Source organism: Fusobacterium ulcerans ATCC 49185, assembly GCF_900683735.1.
In the GTDB taxonomy this organism is placed as follows: Bacteria; Fusobacteriota; Fusobacteriia; order Fusobacteriales; family Fusobacteriaceae; genus Fusobacterium_A; species Fusobacterium_A ulcerans_A.
In genome coordinates this window covers 1,692,816-1,708,610 of record NZ_LR215979.1, presented here as the reverse complement: position 1 = coordinate 1,708,610, position 15,795 = coordinate 1,692,816, and the positions used below count along the sequence as shown (strand labels likewise).

Below are 15,795 nucleotides of genomic sequence, written 5' to 3'. Positions count from 1 at the left end.
GATGAGAAATATGGAATTATTAAGAATAATAAAAAAAGTAAGTGAAAAAATAATAGAAAATAAAGATTATCTTACAGAGTTGGATAGGGAAATAGGAGATGGAGATCATGGTGTAAACCTAGCCAGAGGATTTGAAAAAGTAGAAAAAGAACTTTCTAGTATGGAAGCTATACAGCCTTTTGAAGTATTTAATAAGATAGCAATGCTGTTGATATCTAATGTAGGAGGAGCATCAGGAGCACTCTATGGAACTGCTCTGATGAAAGGAGCAGCTTACCTTAAAACTAAAGAAGAAATAACTCCAGAAATAATAGCTGAAACATGGAATGAAATGATAAAGGGGATAGAAATGAGAGGAAAGGCTGTATTAGGAGAAAAAACTATGCTGGACACTCAAATCCCTGCCTATGAAGCCTTTAAAATAAAAGCTGATACTGGAGCAAATATTAGAGAATGTTTTGAATTTGCAGAACTTAAAGCAAAGTCTGGAATGGAGTCTACAAAAGACATAGCAGCTACAAAAGGAAGAGCAAGCTATCTGGGAGAAAGAAGTATAGGACATCTTGATCCAGGAGCTGTCTCATCATATTTGATTATAAAAACTGTAAATGATGAATTGAAAGGATAGTGATTATTGTGGTAGGGATGGTAATTGTATCTCATAGTAAAAAGCTTGCTCATGAAATAATTGAATTATGTAATGAAATGAAAAAATATGATTTTCCTGTTATAAATGGAAGTGGGACAACAGGAAATCATCTAGGTTCAGATCCTATGATTATAAAAGAAGCTATTGAAAGTGCTTATTCAGAAGATGGAGTTTTAATATTTGGAGATATAGGGAGTTCAATTTTAAATAGTGAGATGGCTATGGAATTTTTGGATGCAGAATATGACAGAGCCAAAATAAAGATAGCTGATGCACCAATAGTAGAGGGCACTCTTATAGCAATGGCCATAAATGATGGAAAAACTTCTTTAGAAGAAATATTGGAAGAATTAAAAGATTTGAAGGAATTTAATAAAGTATAACTTTTTTATCATAGAAAATTATGATTTGTAAAAATTTTAATTATTTAATACTCTTATTAATTTTTACTGTAGTATAAATATTATATTTAAATAAAAAATCTCTCTTAGAATTAATTTAATTTCTAAAAGAGATTTTTATTTTGCTTTATAAATTTTAACTACTGTTTTTCAGCCATTTCTTTAACTTTTACATAATCTACTTTTCCTGTACCAAGTAAAGGTAATTTATCTACTGTAACAATTTTTTTAGGAACCCATAATTCACTGTAAAGTTTTTCTTTGAAATAGTTTAGCATTTCTTTACTGTTAATATCATTTTTTTCTGTGACTAGAACTAACTGCTCTCCTTTCTTTTCATCAGGAATGGCAGTAACAGCACTAGGAGAGTCTTTAAGATATCCATTTATTATTTCTTCTACAGCAGTAAGAGAAACCATTTCACCAGCTATTTTAGCAAATCTTTTAGCTCTTCCCAAAATAGTAACAAATTTATTTTCATCAATATCTACAATATCCCCAGTATCATACCATCCACCTTCTGGCTGGACTACTTTTCCATCTTTCAAGTAGCCAAGCATGATATTTTTTCCTTTTATCCATAGTCTTCCGCCTTTTTCTATTCCAGGAACAGCTTCCAGCTTATATTCTATATCAGGTAAAAGTCTTCCTACACTTCCTCTTTTTTGATACATAGGAGTATTTACAGCAATAACTGGACTGGCTTCTGTTACTCCATATCCTTCTAAAACTCTTACACCAAATCTTTCCATCCATTGATAGTAAGTAGAGTCTTTTAATTTTTCTGCTCCTACCATAGCATATTTTATATTATAAAAATCATAAGGATTAGCCTGTTTAGCATATCCATTAAAGAATGTATCTGTTCCACATAAAATAGTAGCATTAGAATCATAAACTAATTCTGGCACTATTTTGTAATGTACAGGAGAAGGATAGAAAAATACTTTTATTCCTGAAAGCAAAGGCAAAATAGTTCCTACTCCTAGTCCAAAAGAATGGAACATAGGAAGAGCATTAAACATAATATCCTGACTTGTAAATGAAAATAGTGAAGTCATTTGAAATCTATTAGCCTGTAAGTTTTCATGACTTAAAAGCACAGCTTTGGGAATTCCTTCAGATCCTGATGTAAAAAGAATAGTACAAGGATCATTATAATTTGTTTGTGGAGCTTTCTTTAAAAGATAATTAAAGAAACCAGATAATTTTGTAGCTATATTTATTTTTGATTGAAACTCTTCAAGATAGATAATTTTTACTCCATTTTCTTCTAAAGTTTCAACGAGATCTTCTAATTGAAGCATTTCTATCATTCTTTTAGCTGTAATAACTGTTGATATTTCAGCAGTTTTTATGCATGATAATATTTGGCTTTTTCCCTGAGTAAAATTAATCATAGCAGGAATCTTGCCAATAGACTGCATTCCAAAGAATACCAAAGCATTTATCATTGAATTTGGAAGAATCAATCCAATATTTTTTTCTTTAAAGTTTCTTTTTATAGCTTCTCCAATAACATATGATTTTAATATGAAATTTTTGTAGTTCATAGGCTGTCTGGAAATATCTTCCATAATCATATGTTTTTTACCATGTATTTTAACAGCATTTAACAGTGATTTAAAAATACTTTCTTTTACAGGAGAAGATTTAAAAATCATAGAAGTCATAATTTCATAAAGCTGATCTCCTATTTTTTCCCTCTTTACACTTCCTTTATCTCCTTCAGATAACTTTATTTTAGTAGGAGGAAGTATTGTAATTTTTATTCTAGGAAAAAGTTTAGTTTTAAATTTAGTTTTTAAATATGAAAATTTTGAATATTGAGCACCATCTATTCTGATAGGAAGAATATTAGCATTAGCTTTTAAAGCTACTACCCCTGCTCCCTCATATACTTTCATCAAAGAACCTGTTACAGTTATTCTTCCCTCAGGGAATATAATACACTTTTCATTGTTTTTTAATTCATTGATAAGCTGTTTTAATGCTAAAGGATTTGTAGGATCAATAGGGTAAAGTTTTACCACTGGTTTAAATATTCTTATCCACCATTTTTTAGCAATTGTTGTATTAATTGCAAATATCAATTTTTCTGGCATGAAAGAAGCAACAAGCAATCCATCTAGCAAAGAAGTATGATTTGCAATTATAAGGACCCTTTTTCCAGCTTTTTCATAATTTTCCAGACCAGTAACTTCCATCTTGAATATAAGGGCAAGAATACTCTGTGCCATAGATCTAGGAAGAGCATCTGGAATGATAGTAAGTATATATAAAGATACACATAAACAGATAATAGATATTAAGAAAAAGATATCTGATATAATAAATCCTATTTTAAAAAGTCCAAGAACAAGAGCAGAGAAAATTACTATTCCGACAGCATTCATTATATTATTTCCGGCTATGATGGTAGCCAGATATTTCTTAGGTGCTTTATTCTGTAAAAAGGCATTTAAAGGAACTATATACATTCCCCCAAAGAAAGCGAGAAAAAATAGAATAAAAGATAATTTTACCCCTGGTATTGATTTAAAAAATGCAACTGTTCTAATATGAGTTTCAGGAGTTACATAATCCTTAGTAAAAAGATAAAGGAAAAAAGTAGCAATACCTATTCCAATAGAACTTAATGGAACAAATGTAGGATGAACAATACCTCTCATTACTTTCGTACAAACAAAAGTTCCAGCAGCCATACCTAATGAAAAGATAAACATAAATACAGCCACAGCATTTCTGGAAAGTCCCAATAAATCACTGCACATAGGGTAGAGCTGAGTAAGGATAACTGCTCCAAGTGCCCAAAACCATGAGAGCCCTAAAATAGTTATGTATATACTTCTTATTTCAGATATTTTCTTTAGTGTTAATTTTATAGTTTTAAATATATTGAAACTCATAGATAAATCAGGTCTTGGAGCTGGAGCAGATGGTATCTTAAAACTACTCAGCATACCAAGGAGAGAACAGAAAACAAGTATTCCAACAGTTATCTCTGGTGATGTGATATGAGCTCCTAAAATAGTTCCAAGTAATATAGAAAAATATGTAGCTCCATCTATTATAGCATTTCCTTCTATTAATTCACATTCTTCAAGGTGCTGAGGAATAATAGAATATTTAACAGGACCGAAGAAAGCTGACTGAATACTCATAAAAAACAGAATGATGATAAGTCCATAATAAAATTTAAAGAAAACTGCAGCAGCAGTAAGTATCATTAATATAAACTCTGCACATTTTAAAACTTTAGCAATCTTATCCCTGTGATATTTATCAGCCAACTGTCCAGCAGTGGCAGATAAAAAGAAAAAAGGAAGAATAAAGAGAATAGAGATAAAATTCAGCAACATTCCTTCATGATCTCTATTTAATGTAAGATTGTAAGTAATAAAAGCCATGATAGCTGTTTTCAGCATATTATCATTAAAAGCTCCAAAGAATTGGGTTATAAATAAAGGTAGAAATCTTTTATTTTTTAACAGCATATATCCTCCAAAAATTGTAATTTATCTTTAAAATATAAAATGTTAATATCTATACAACAAGGCATATAGATATCTATTTAAGTATACATTATTTTTTCTTTTTTTCAAAGTATCTTTTATTAAGTACTACGCCTTATTATTTAGAATCTTTTTTCTTAATTTCCAGTCAGGCATATATTTTTCTACAAAATTCCAAAACTCTTTTTGATGATGAGGATATGGAAGATGTGAAAGTTCATGTAAAACCACATATTCAATAGCTGGAAGAGGTTTTTCTATAAGATGAAGATTATATGTGATTATTTTTCTTGTAGTATTACAAGAACCCCATCTGCTTTTCATGCTCCTTACTTTTATTTCTTTTGGAAGATATCCAACTTTTTCTCCTGTTTCCAGAGTAAGTTTTTCTAAAATAGATGATATTTTTTCTCTGAACCATTTCTCAAGAATTTTCTTTTTTTCATCAACTGATTCAGGTTTTTTACAATAAATATATATTTTTTCTTCATCTTGTTCTATAAAATTTTTCCCTGAAGGAATAATTTCTAAAATATATTTTTTTCCAAGATAGAAAATTTCATCACCATTTACATAAGAAATAGGTCTTCTATTAGAATAATATTGACTAATAGAATTAATTTTTTCTATTATCCATTTTTCTTTCTGCATAATCAGCTGCTCTATATATTTTTGAGGAACTCTTTTAGGAGCAGATACTAATACTTCGCCATTTGAGTTAATTTTTATTATAATATTTTTTATCTTTTTTCTTGTTATAGTTACTTTAAAGTTCATAAAATTCCTTTCTAAAAATAGGGTTTCATTAATTATACCACATAAGGAGCTTCGTTTTTAGTTGATTTTTTTTGGATAATCTTTTATAATGTTGTGTAAGCGATAAAATAATTAGGAGGAAATTTATGTTGCAAAAGCATAAGAGAAACTTTTCGATAATTGCTCATATAGATCATGGTAAATCAACAATAGCAGATAGATTGTTAGAGTTTACAGGAACTGTAACTAAAAGAGAAATGAAAGAGCAGCTTCTTGACTCTATGGATTTGGAAAGAGAAAAGGGAATAACAATAAAAGCTCAGGCAGTTACTTTATACTATAAAGCAAAAGATGGAATAGAATATGAATTAAATCTTATAGATACTCCAGGACATGTGGATTTTATTTATGAAGTATCTAGATCACTGGCAGCCTGTGAAGGTGCTCTTCTTGTAGTAGATGCAGCTCAGGGAGTGGAAGCACAGACACTTGCTAATGTATATCTGGCTATAGAAAATAATCTGGAAGTAGTACCAGTAATTAATAAAATTGACCTTCCAGCAGCAGACCCAGAAAAAGTAAGACATGAAATAGAAGATATAATAGGTCTTCCAGCTGATGATGCAGTAATGTGTTCAGGAAAGACTGGGATAGGAATAGATGACTTACTAGAAGCAATAGTAGCTAAAGTACCAGCTCCAGCATATGATGAAGAAGCTCCATTAAAAGCATTGATTTTTGACTCTAAGTTTGATGATTATAGAGGGGTCATTACTTATGTAAAAGTTTTAGATGGATCTATTAAAAAAGGAAACAAGATAAAAATTTGGTCTACAGAAAAAGAATTTGATGTACTGGAGGTTGGAGTATTTGCACCAACTATGAGACCACAAAATGAACTTACTTCAGGGTCAGTTGGGTATATTATTACAGGAGTAAAAACTATTCATGATACAAGAGTTGGAGATACTGTAACTAATGCTAAAGAGCCGTGTATGTTCCCATTAGAAGGATTTAAACCAGCTCAGTCAATGGTTTTTGCTGGAATTTATCCTTTGTTTACAGATGATTATGAAGATTTAAGAGATGCACTTGAAAAATTACAATTAAATGATGCTTCACTTACATATGTACCAGAAACTTCACTAGCTTTAGGATTTGGATTTAGATGTGGATTCCTTGGACTTCTACATATGGAGATAATTGTTGAAAGATTGAGAAGAGAGTATGATATAGACCTCATTTCGACTACTCCATCAGTTGAATATAAAGTAAATATGGATAAGGGAAATGTTCTTGTTATAGATAACCCTTGTGAATTTCCAGATCCAGGAAAAGGAAGATTATCTGTAGAAGAACCTTTTATAAGAGGAAAAGTAATAGTACCAAAAGAATATGTAGGAAATGTAATGGAGCTTTGTCAGGAAAAAAGGGGAATTTTCATAGGTATGGACTTTATAGATGATACTAGATCACTTCTTACTTATGAGCTGCCTCTTGCTGAAATTGTAATTGATTTTTATGATAAATTGAAATCAAGAACTAAGGGTTATGCTTCATTTGAATATGAACTTGTAGGATATAAAGAATCTGATCTTGTAAAAGTTGATATACTTGTATCTGGAAAACCAGTGGATGCCTTTTCATTTATAGCTCATAGAGATGGAGCTTATTCAAGAGGAAGAGCTATCTGTGAAAAACTTAGAGAAGTCATTCCAAGACAGCAGTTTGAAATACCTATTCAGGCAGCATTGGGATCAAAAGTTATAGCAAGAGAAACTATAAAAGCTTTTAGAAAGAACGTTATAGCTAAATGTTATGGTGGAGATATCACAAGAAAGAAAAAACTTCTTGAAAAACAAAAAGAAGGAAAGAAAAGAATGAAGAGTATAGGAAATGTTGAAATTCCTCAGGAAGCATTCGTTTCAGTTCTCAAGTTAAATGATTAATTAATTGAATAAAAAGAGTCTGGCATCAGCTAGGCTCTTTTTTGAAATAAAAGGGGGAGAATACTTTGAATATAGGAAAAGAAATATTGGATAAATTAAATGAATTGAGCAAGATAAGTGAGCCTTCTAATGGGGTAACAAGATTGTATTTAACAAAAGAATATTTAGAAGCAAGGGATATTATAGAAAATTGGATGAAAGAAGCAAGACTTTCAACTAGAATAGATGGAGTGGGAAATCTTATTGGAGAATATAAAAGTCAAAATCCAAAAGCAAAAACTCTTGTGTTGGGATCACATCAGGATAGTGTAGAAGATGGTGGAAAATTTGATGGAATATTAGGGGTAATACTTCCAATAGTATGTATAAAAAATTTGCTTAAAGAATATGGAGAGCTAAATTGTAATGTAAAAATAATATCATTTGCATATGAGGAAGGAACTACATATGGAGCAGCTTGTTTAACAAGTAAAGCAGTAGCTGGGACATTTAAAGAGTATCTTTTAGAATTAGAATACAGAGGAAAAAAGCTTAGAAATGCTATGAAAGAATGTGGATTTAATCTTGAAAAAATAGATGAATGTAAAATGAAAAAAGGAGAGATAGACACTTTTCTAGAGATTCATATAGAACAAGGACCTGTACTTGAATTTGAAAATCTAGCTGTGGGAATAGTAACTGCTATTCAGTCATGCAACAGATATCTTGTAAATGTAAAAGGACAGGCAGGACATTCTGGAACTATACCTATGAAAATGAGAAAAGATGCTGGAAGTGCAATGGCTGAAATAATATATAAAAGTACAAAACTTGCAGAAGAACTTGGAGAAATGGTTTTGACATTTGGAAAAGTAGCAGTCCTCCCAGGAGCAGTAAATGTGATACCAGGAGAAGCAGAGTTTACTATTGATATAAGAGCTATGAAAAATACAATTTTAGTAGATACTATGGAAAAAATAGAGAATATTATAAAAGAAACAGTTGAAAGAAGAGGGATGTCATACTCTATTAAAATGACAAATAAAATAATGGAAACAGCTTGTAGTCCATCAGTGATGGAAGCTCTGGAAAAAAGCTTTATAAGACAGAATATTTCCGTTTTTAAGCTTCCAAGCGGTGCTGGGCATGACGCTCAGGAGATGGCAAATATTGCTGATATGGGGATGCTTTTGGTAAGATGTATAGATGGAATAAGTCATAATCCAGCGGAAGATGTCAGAGAAAAAGACTTAGATATAGCTGGAAATATAATTATGGATTATATATATAATTTCTAAAGTTTGGTAAATAAAAATATAGGTGACTAAAAAGCGGAATTAAATTTCCTGTAATTAAGCAGTTAGTAATTTTAACTTCTAGAATTACCAAGTTACAACATTAAAATTGTTGTACTCTTTGTAGGTCACCTATATTTTTTATGGTTTTTATTTTTTCTTTTTTTTATGAAGTTTACTGTATAAATTCCATCTATCATGGAACCACATCCATTGTTCAGGATATTCTCTGATTACCTCTTCCATTTTACTTATGAGAAGCTGTGTATTTACCTGTACATCTTCTTTAAAATTATCAGTTCTGATAAATTCTATCTGTTCTACAACTTTTACTGTAGAAGAATTATCTTTATGCATAACATTGTATCCCCAGACAAATGGGATGTCATATTTCAGCGCAAGAGAAACAGCTCCAGTAGGTGCTTTAGTAGTTTCACCAAAGAAAGTAACAGTAGCTCCTTTATCTCTGTGGTCACTGAATAATGCAATTATTCCTTTGTTGTTAAGCCTTTCTATAAGCTCTCTGCTTGTTCTTTTGCTCTTTTTTAAAATTGTAAGATTAAGGTCATTTTTTCTGCTTTCAGTTATAAATTTATCAAGGTATGGGTTTCGTTGTTTTTTAGCAACAGTAGTAATATCATATCCCTCTCCAGCTTTAACAGTAGCTTCCATATTACCTAGATGAAGTGTAGAAACTACAACACCTTTATTTTCTGCAGCAGCTTTATGCAGAATTTCTATATTTTCTATATTTACCCTTCCTGGATCATGAAGATATTTTCCAAACCATAAAGTACATAAAAAAGCTTTCAGCATTACTTTGAAAGATTCAAGAGCAATTCTCTCTCTCTCTTTTTCAGTTTTTTCTGGAAAAGCAAGTTTAAGATTAGCAAGAGCAATTTCTCTTCTTTTTTTTACTATATGGTATCCTAACCAACCTAAAAATTCTGCAAATTTAAATCTGGTATTTTCAGGAAAAAGAAGAATAATAAATCTAAAAAACATGATTATCCAATATTGTATTCTATATATCATAAAGTTATCTCCTATATTAAAATTGTTCTTTTAGCAGAAATATTATAGCACAAAAAATCAAAATTTGGTATTATAATTGCCTAGAATAAGTTCATATGTTATAATTTTAGAGAAAATAGAATTAAAAAAATAATTAAAATCATAGAGGTGAAGTAATGAAAATAGGTATAATTGGTGCAATGAATGAGGAAGTAGTAGAGTTAAAAGCTGTAATGAGTAATATAAAATCTGAAAATATTGGAAATCTTGAATTTTTTGATGGAAAACTTTTAGGAAAAGATGTAATATTAGTTGAAGGTGGGATAGGAAAAGTAAATGCAGCTATTTGTGCTACACTTATGATAAACTATTTTAAAGTGGATAAAGTACTTTTTACAGGAGTAGCAGGTGGAGTGAATCCAGATATCAATATAGGAGATATAGTTATAGGTAAAGATCTTATAGAACATGACTTTGACAGCACAGCTTTTGGATATGAACTTGGACAAATACCAAGAATGGATACATATATATTCAAAGCAGATCAGCAATTAATTGATATAGCTTGTAATGTGGCAGAAGAAGAATTTGGAAAATCTAAAGTATGTGTAGGGCGTATAGTAAGTGGAGATGAATTTGTTGCTTCAGTAGAAAGAATAAAATGGCTAAGAGAAACATTTAATGCTGATTGCACAGAAATGGAAGGAGCAGCAGTAGCTCATGTATGTCATGTTTTCAATATGCCTTTTCTTATCATAAGAGCAATATCTGATAAAGCTAACCATGATGCAAAAGTTGATTTTCCTGAATTTGTAAAATTAGCAGCTAAAAATTCAAAAACTATAATAGAAGGTATTTTGAATAGAATTTAATGAAATTATTGGAGAGATGAAAATGGATATAAACGAATTATTAAATGAACTTTATTCATACTCAATGCATGGAATAAAATTAGGATTGGAAAATATAAAAAAAATATGTGAGAAATTAGGAAATCCACAAGATTCTTATAAAATAATTCATATAGCTGGAACTAATGGAAAAGGATCAACAGCTACAACACTAGAAACTATATTGCTTGAGGCTGGTTATAGTGTAGGAAAATACACGTCTCCACATATATTGAAGTTTAATGAAAGAATAAGAGCAGACAGAAAAGATATAAGTGATGAGGATATAGCTCGTTATTATGAAACAGTAAAAAAAGCTATAGAGAATGCTGGAGTAAAACCTACATTTTTTGAAGTGACAACTGCTATGATGTTCAAATACTTTCAAGACAAAAAGGTGGACTATGTAGTACTTGAAACTGGTATGGGGGGAAGATTTGATGCTACCAATATCAGTAAAGCAGATTTGTGTATAATAACTAATGTAACTTTAGATCATACTGAATACTTGGGAGATACTATTTATAAAATAGCTAGAGAAAAAGCAGGAATAATAAAAGAGTGCCCTAAAGTAATAGTAGCAGATAGTGACAGTGAATTTTTAAAAGCTGTAAATGAAGAAAAAGCAAAAGTAATTAATGTTTTAGAAAAGTATAAAGACGCTGAAGAGAAACTTGATTTTGAAAAATTTATAACAGAGATAAAAATAGATGGAGATATTTTTGAATTTTCTTTGTTTGGAGATTATCAATTTAAAAATTTTCTCTGTGCATATGAAGCTGCTTTGGAATTAAAAATACCTAAAGAGATAATAAAAAAGGCAAGTAGAAAAGTAGAGTGGCAGTGTAGATTCGAGAGATATAGTATTAATCCTCTTGTAGTATTAGATGGAGCTCACAATCCTGATGGAATGCTGGAATTGAAAAAAGTAATTGAAAAAGGGTATAAATCAGAAGAAGTAGTAGCCATAGTATCTATGTTAAAAGATAAAGATGTAAAAAGCATGCTGAAAATATTAAAAAGTGTATCCTCCACTTTAATATTAACATCTCTTGCTGAAAATCCTAGAGGAACTTTTGGAGATGAAATATATAATCAGCTTTCAGATGTAGAAGGATGCAGTGTAGAAAATGATTTGATGAAAGCTTATAAAAATGCTTTAGCTATGAATAAAAAAATAATTCTTATATGTGGTTCATTTTATCTTTTGAGTAAATTTAAAGAGGAAATAAATGAGTAGAAAGAGAAGTACTTTAGAAATTTTAATAAAAGCTTCATTATTAGGAGCTTTTATATTTTATGAGTATAAAATGTATGAAGAATATAAGAGAAGTAAAAAGAATATTGAATACAGCCAGAAAATTATCAATAAAGAAGTAAAAGATTCTTTTTTATCAAGAAAAGAAAACTTTTATTTAGATAAGGATTATCAGAAAAACTTTGATAAACTAAAGAAAACTGTACCTGAAAATGAAATACCAGAAGAATTTCAAGGGGGAATAGTCTTTGAATAGAGTAAGAAAATATAAGGAAAGCATTATTGTAAGAGATATAATGGAACATTTTAATATGGAACTTGTAAATGAAGGAGATCTCGACTTTGAAATAAATACACCAAGTCTATATCAAATAGGTTATGAATTAATAGGATTCTTTGATGAAGATGGAGATGAATTGAATAAATATCTTCATATTTTTGGTAAGAAAGAAGCTATGTTTGTAGATAAACTATCTTCAGAAAAAAAATCTGAGATGTGGAATAAATATTTTACATATAATTTTCCTGCTCTTATTATTACAGGGGAAACTAAAGTTACTAAAGAGATGGTAGAGGCTGCTAGAAAGAATAATAAAACTATTCTTAAAAGTCCTATGAGAACATCAAAAACTATAAGAGAGATAAAGTTTTTTTTATCTAAAGAATTAGCAGAAGAAAAGATGATTAATGGGTATATGCTTCTTGAAATACTTGGAGTGGGAGTATTGCTTACTGGATACGAAGATGCAAAGCTAGGAGTAACTATCGAACTTTTAGAAAGAGGACATAAACTTATAACTGATAATAATCTTATTATAAAAAGAGTGGCAGAGAATGATCTAGAAGGATATAACCGTTTTGACAAGACTATAATGGACAGTCATTTTTTTATAGTAAATAATAAAGATGGAAGTAAAATAGATGTAACTACTCAATTTGGAATAAAAGCAACAAGAAAAATGAAGAGAATAGATATGCTTGTAGTACTTGAAGAATGGGATGAAAAAAAGTTCTATGACAGATTAGGTTTAGATGAAGTATATGAAGAATTTTTAGGAGAAAAGATTCCAAAAGTGACTGTTCCTGTAAGAAAGGGAAGGAATCTTGCAATAATTTTAGAAACAGCAGCTTTAAATTACAGATTAAAAATGATGGGAGTAAATTCAGCAGAATACTTTATGCAGGAATCTAAAAAAATAATAGCTGCAAATAGAGCAAAACAAGGAGATAGTGATATGAATAATGATAAACTGCTTCCAGTTAGAAAATTAAAAAATGAATTTAACTTAAAGGTTTTACATGGAGAAGAAAAATTAGACAGTACATATGTAAAAACTACTGGGATACACAGACCATCTCTAGCGTTATCAGGATATGTTGATATGTATGAAGATGAAGGGTATACAGGAGTCCAACTTTTTTCAAAGGTAGAATTCAAATATTTGGAAAGTTTATCTGAGGAGAAGAGGATAGAAAATTTAAAAAGATATTTAGAATTCCATTTTCCAATAATTGTACTTACATCTGATGCTGAAATGCCAGAGTATTTTTTAAATTTAATAAAAGAAAAAGATTTGATACTCTGCAGAAGTCCATATAAAAAGTCATCTCAGTTAATAGCTAATTTTAATGGATTTTTAGAAACATATTTTACTCCTAATTTGTCACTTCATGGAGTATTTTTGGAGCTATATGGATTTGGAGTGCTTCTTGTAGGAAAAAGTGGAATAGGAAAAAGTGAAACTGCACTTGAACTTATTCACAGAGGGCATAGATTGATAGCAGATGATATGGTAAAATTTGTAAAAGATGTAAGTGGAGATATAATAGGTAAGGCAGCTAAACTTCCATATTTTATGGAAATAAGAGGATTGGGAATAATAGATATAAAAACTCTGTATGGATTAGGAGCTGTAAGAATAAATAAAAAATTAGATATCATAATAGAATTGAAAGAACAGGAGAGAGATAATTATCTTACATCAGTAGATTATCAAAGTACTTCATCAGAAATATTAGGAAATAAAATACCTAAGGTAATTTTATATATATCATCTGGAAGAAATGCTGCAGCAATGGTAGAAATAGCTGTTATGAATCTTATGGCAATAATGCTCGGTCATGACCCTGAAAAACTTTATGAAGAGGGAATGAAGAGAATGACTGAAGAGGAAAGAAAAATTTTAGAAGCATAGTCAGGAGGGAATTTTGGAAAGTTTTTTAGATATAAAAAATAAGATAATGGAAAGTAAAAAAATACTTATAACTGCTCATGTGAATCCAGATGGAGATGCAATTGGAGCAGGGCTTGCTCTTTTATCTGGAATTGAAAAATTTAATAAGAATTGTGAAGTGAAATTTGTTCTTCAGGATAAAACTCCTGACAGAGTAAAATTTCTGGAATTAGAAAAAAGAGCAGAAATGTATGATGCAGATAAAAAATATGATATAGATATTGCTATATGTGTTGATAGTGCTACTTTGACCAGAATAGGAGATGTGGAAAAAGCAATAAAGAATATATTTACAATAAATATAGATCATCATATCAGCAATCCAGAATATGGAGACATTAACTATGTGGAAAATGTTTCTTCTACAAGTGAAATAATATATAAGTTTTTAAAATTTTTGGATGTTGAAATTGATATAAATATAGGAGAGGCTCTGTATACTGGACTTGTAAATGATACTGGGAATTTTAAACATGATAATGTAACTGAAGAAACATTTAAAATGGCAGGAGATCTAGTTAAAATAGGAGTTAATAATTCTAAGATAGTTAGAGAGTTTTTAAATACTAAAAGTATGGCAGCTATAAAATTTTTAGGTCAGGCTATGTATGAAATGAAATTTGATGAAAAAAAGAAACTGGCTTATTTTTACCTTTCTAATGAAGATTTTATGAAAAATGGTGGAAGAAAAGAAGATACAGAAGAAATAGTAGAAAATTTGGTATCATATGAAAAAGCAGAGGTATCTTTATTTTTAAGAGAAGATACAACAGGGGTTATCAAAGGAAGTATGAGAAGCAAACATGATATAGATGTAAATGCTATAGCTGGAATATTTGGTGGTGGAGGACATTGTAAAGCTTCAGGTTTTACAAGTGAACTTCCAGCTGAAGAAATAGTTAGAATAATTTTAGAAAAGTTATAAGGAGAGTGAAAGATGAAATCAAGAAATATTGCAGGAATAGTTTTTATGACCCTTCTTTTTCTATCTTGTGGAAAAACAGGAGTAGAAAGCAATATAAAAAAAGATAACAAAGTAGTCAGTTTGAGAGAATATAATACTTTGAAGGAAACTAATCTTCCTAAAAGAAGAGTAGTTATAGGGAAGGTAAAAAATTATTCAAGATTTGGAACACAGAGAACTGATATAACAACAAAAGATATTCTTGCTTCTGAATTTTCAAACTCAGGAAGATTTAATGTGTTAGAAAGAAGCGATTTAGATTCTGTTATAGAAGAATTAGCATTTTCTAATACTTTAGGAGAAAAATCATTGCTATCAAAACAAAAGTTTTTAGATACAGATTTTGTAATAATAGGAAGTGTAACAAAATATGCACTAAATACTATTGGGAATAAGTCGTTATTTTCAAAAAGCAAAGAACAGAAAGCAGAAGTAGTTATTGAATTAAAAGTTATAGATGTAACTAATGGAAAGGTATGGATAGAAACAGGTGAAGGAAGTTCTAGTATTACATTTGGAACTGTACTTGGGGCAGGAACATATGGTTCGTATACTTCTTTGGAAGAGGAAGCATTTAGAGCTGCTGTAATACAGGGAGTAGAAAAAATAGTAAAAAAACTGGATTCAATGCCTTGGAGTGCGAGTATTGTAAAAAAATCTGGAGATACAATAATAATAAATTCAGGTGCTAATAGTAATTTGAAATTAGGAACTGAAATGGAAGTATATAAAATAGGAGCTTCAATAGAATATAGAGGAGAAATTCTAGGATATGAAGAGGAAAGAGTAGGAAGTGCAGTAGTGACAAATTATATTGGTGAAGAGGCTGCTTCTTTAAGATATGATGGAAAAAATTTCACAATTCCTGGCATTGTAAAAATAAAAAAATAA

The 15,795-nt window shown here is 30.0% G+C and carries 13 protein-coding genes; 10 read left to right on the top strand and 3 right to left on the bottom strand.

Features of this window, described 5'->3' with window-relative positions; genetic code table 11:
• The first annotated feature begins 10 nt into the window (after window positions 1-10).
• Together dhaL and dhaM are read left to right on the top strand one after the other, a co-directional pair.
• A complete protein-coding gene (dhaL, locus tag E0E45_RS07700) occupies window positions 11-628 on the top strand; it encodes a dihydroxyacetone kinase subunit DhaL (protein WP_130890631.1) in 618 nt (205 codons plus the stop codon).
• An 8-nt stretch (window positions 629-636) separates the two neighbouring features.
• Entirely contained in the window at window positions 637-1,032 is a 396-nt protein-coding gene (gene dhaM, locus E0E45_RS07695) for a dihydroxyacetone kinase phosphoryl donor subunit DhaM (RefSeq protein ID WP_172604172.1), read from the top strand.
• Between the two features lie 158 nt (window positions 1,033-1,190).
• Here the strand turns inward: dhaM and E0E45_RS07690 are convergent, their stop codons facing one another.
• Both E0E45_RS07690 and E0E45_RS07685 read right to left on the bottom strand, forming a co-directional pair.
• The gene (locus E0E45_RS07690; RefSeq protein ID WP_130890629.1) at window positions 1,191-4,547 is read right to left on the bottom strand and encodes an acyl-[ACP]--phospholipid O-acyltransferase; all 3,357 of its coding nucleotides are present in this window, start codon (window positions 4,545-4,547) and stop codon (window positions 1,191-1,193) included.
• 126 nt (window positions 4,548-4,673) lie between these two features.
• Window positions 4,674-5,342 carry a M48 family metallopeptidase gene (locus E0E45_RS07685; protein WP_130890628.1) on the bottom strand — a complete coding sequence of 223 codons (669 nt, stop codon included), beginning with the start codon at window positions 5,340-5,342 and terminating at the stop codon, window positions 4,674-4,676.
• 125 nt (window positions 5,343-5,467) lie between these two features.
• Between E0E45_RS07685 and lepA the strand changes: the two genes are divergently transcribed.
• Together lepA and E0E45_RS07675 are read left to right on the top strand one after the other, a co-directional pair.
• A complete protein-coding gene (lepA, locus tag E0E45_RS07680; protein WP_130890627.1) occupies window positions 5,468-7,270 on the top strand; it encodes a translation elongation factor 4 in 1,803 nt (600 codons plus the stop codon).
• A 65-nt stretch (window positions 7,271-7,335) separates the two neighbouring features.
• Complete coding sequence (locus tag E0E45_RS07675) at window positions 7,336-8,547, top strand: M20 family metallo-hydrolase (protein WP_130890626.1); 1,212 nt, start codon at window positions 7,336-7,338, stop codon at window positions 8,545-8,547.
• Between the two features lie 147 nt (window positions 8,548-8,694).
• Here E0E45_RS07675 and E0E45_RS07670 read toward each other — a convergent pair whose 3' ends face one another.
• Entirely contained in the window at window positions 8,695-9,579 is an 885-nt protein-coding gene (locus tag E0E45_RS07670; protein WP_130890625.1) for a lysophospholipid acyltransferase family protein, read from the bottom strand.
• Window positions 9,580-9,734: 155 nt separating this feature from the next.
• On the opposite strand from E0E45_RS07670, the gene E0E45_RS07665 reads away from it, so the two are divergent.
• From E0E45_RS07665 to E0E45_RS07640, 6 genes are read left to right on the top strand one after another with little or no spacing between them, the layout of a single operon-like run.
• On the top strand, window positions 9,735-10,430 hold the full coding sequence (locus tag E0E45_RS07665) for a 5'-methylthioadenosine/adenosylhomocysteine nucleosidase (RefSeq protein WP_130890624.1): 696 nt from the start codon (window positions 9,735-9,737) through the stop codon (window positions 10,428-10,430).
• Window positions 10,431-10,452: 22 nt separating this feature from the next.
• Window positions 10,453-11,688 carry a bifunctional folylpolyglutamate synthase/dihydrofolate synthase gene (locus tag E0E45_RS07660; RefSeq protein WP_130890623.1) on the top strand — a complete coding sequence of 412 codons (1,236 nt, stop codon included), beginning with the start codon at window positions 10,453-10,455 and terminating at the stop codon, window positions 11,686-11,688.
• A complete protein-coding gene (locus tag E0E45_RS07655; RefSeq protein ID WP_130890622.1) occupies window positions 11,681-11,962 on the top strand; it encodes a hypothetical protein in 282 nt (93 codons plus the stop codon). Before E0E45_RS07660 ends, E0E45_RS07655 begins: the two co-directional genes overlap by 8 nt.
• Before the next feature lie 40 nt (window positions 11,963-12,002).
• Window positions 12,003-13,901, top strand: coding sequence for an HPr(Ser) kinase/phosphatase (hprK, locus tag E0E45_RS07650; protein ID WP_172604226.1), 1,899 nt, complete (start codon window positions 12,003-12,005; stop codon window positions 13,899-13,901).
• Window positions 13,902-13,914: 13 nt separating this feature from the next.
• Window positions 13,915-14,865, top strand: coding sequence for a DHH family phosphoesterase (locus E0E45_RS07645; protein WP_130890620.1), 951 nt, complete (start codon window positions 13,915-13,917; stop codon window positions 14,863-14,865).
• A 12-nt stretch (window positions 14,866-14,877) separates the two neighbouring features.
• Window positions 14,878-15,795: a CsgG/HfaB family protein gene (locus E0E45_RS07640; protein ID WP_130890619.1), complete on the top strand. Its 918-nt coding sequence runs from the start codon at window positions 14,878-14,880 to the stop codon at window positions 15,793-15,795.

What these genes read in the sequence shown, in the direction of transcription:
- dhaL (WP_130890631.1), top strand. Translation starts at nt 11, where the DNA reads ATGGAATTATTAAGAATAATAAAAAAAGTAAGTGAAAAAATAATAGAA.
- E0E45_RS07690 (WP_130890629.1), bottom strand. Translation starts at nt 4,547, where the DNA reads ATGCTGTTAAAAAATAAAAGATTTCTACCTTTATTTATAACCCAATTC.
- E0E45_RS07685 (WP_130890628.1), bottom strand. Translation starts at nt 5,342, where the DNA reads ATGAACTTTAAAGTAACTATAACAAGAAAAAAGATAAAAAATATTATA.
- lepA (WP_130890627.1), top strand. Translation starts at nt 5,468, where the DNA reads ATGTTGCAAAAGCATAAGAGAAACTTTTCGATAATTGCTCATATAGAT.
- E0E45_RS07670 (WP_130890625.1), bottom strand. Translation starts at nt 9,579, where the DNA reads ATGATATATAGAATACAATATTGGATAATCATGTTTTTTAGATTTATT.
- E0E45_RS07665 (WP_130890624.1), top strand. Translation starts at nt 9,735, where the DNA reads ATGAAAATAGGTATAATTGGTGCAATGAATGAGGAAGTAGTAGAGTTA.
- E0E45_RS07660 (WP_130890623.1), top strand. Translation starts at nt 10,453, where the DNA reads ATGGATATAAACGAATTATTAAATGAACTTTATTCATACTCAATGCAT.
- E0E45_RS07655 (WP_130890622.1), top strand. Translation starts at nt 11,681, where the DNA reads ATGAGTAGAAAGAGAAGTACTTTAGAAATTTTAATAAAAGCTTCATTA.
- hprK (WP_172604226.1), top strand. Translation starts at nt 12,003, where the DNA reads ATGGAACATTTTAATATGGAACTTGTAAATGAAGGAGATCTCGACTTT.
- E0E45_RS07640 (WP_130890619.1), top strand. Translation starts at nt 14,878, where the DNA reads ATGAAATCAAGAAATATTGCAGGAATAGTTTTTATGACCCTTCTTTTT.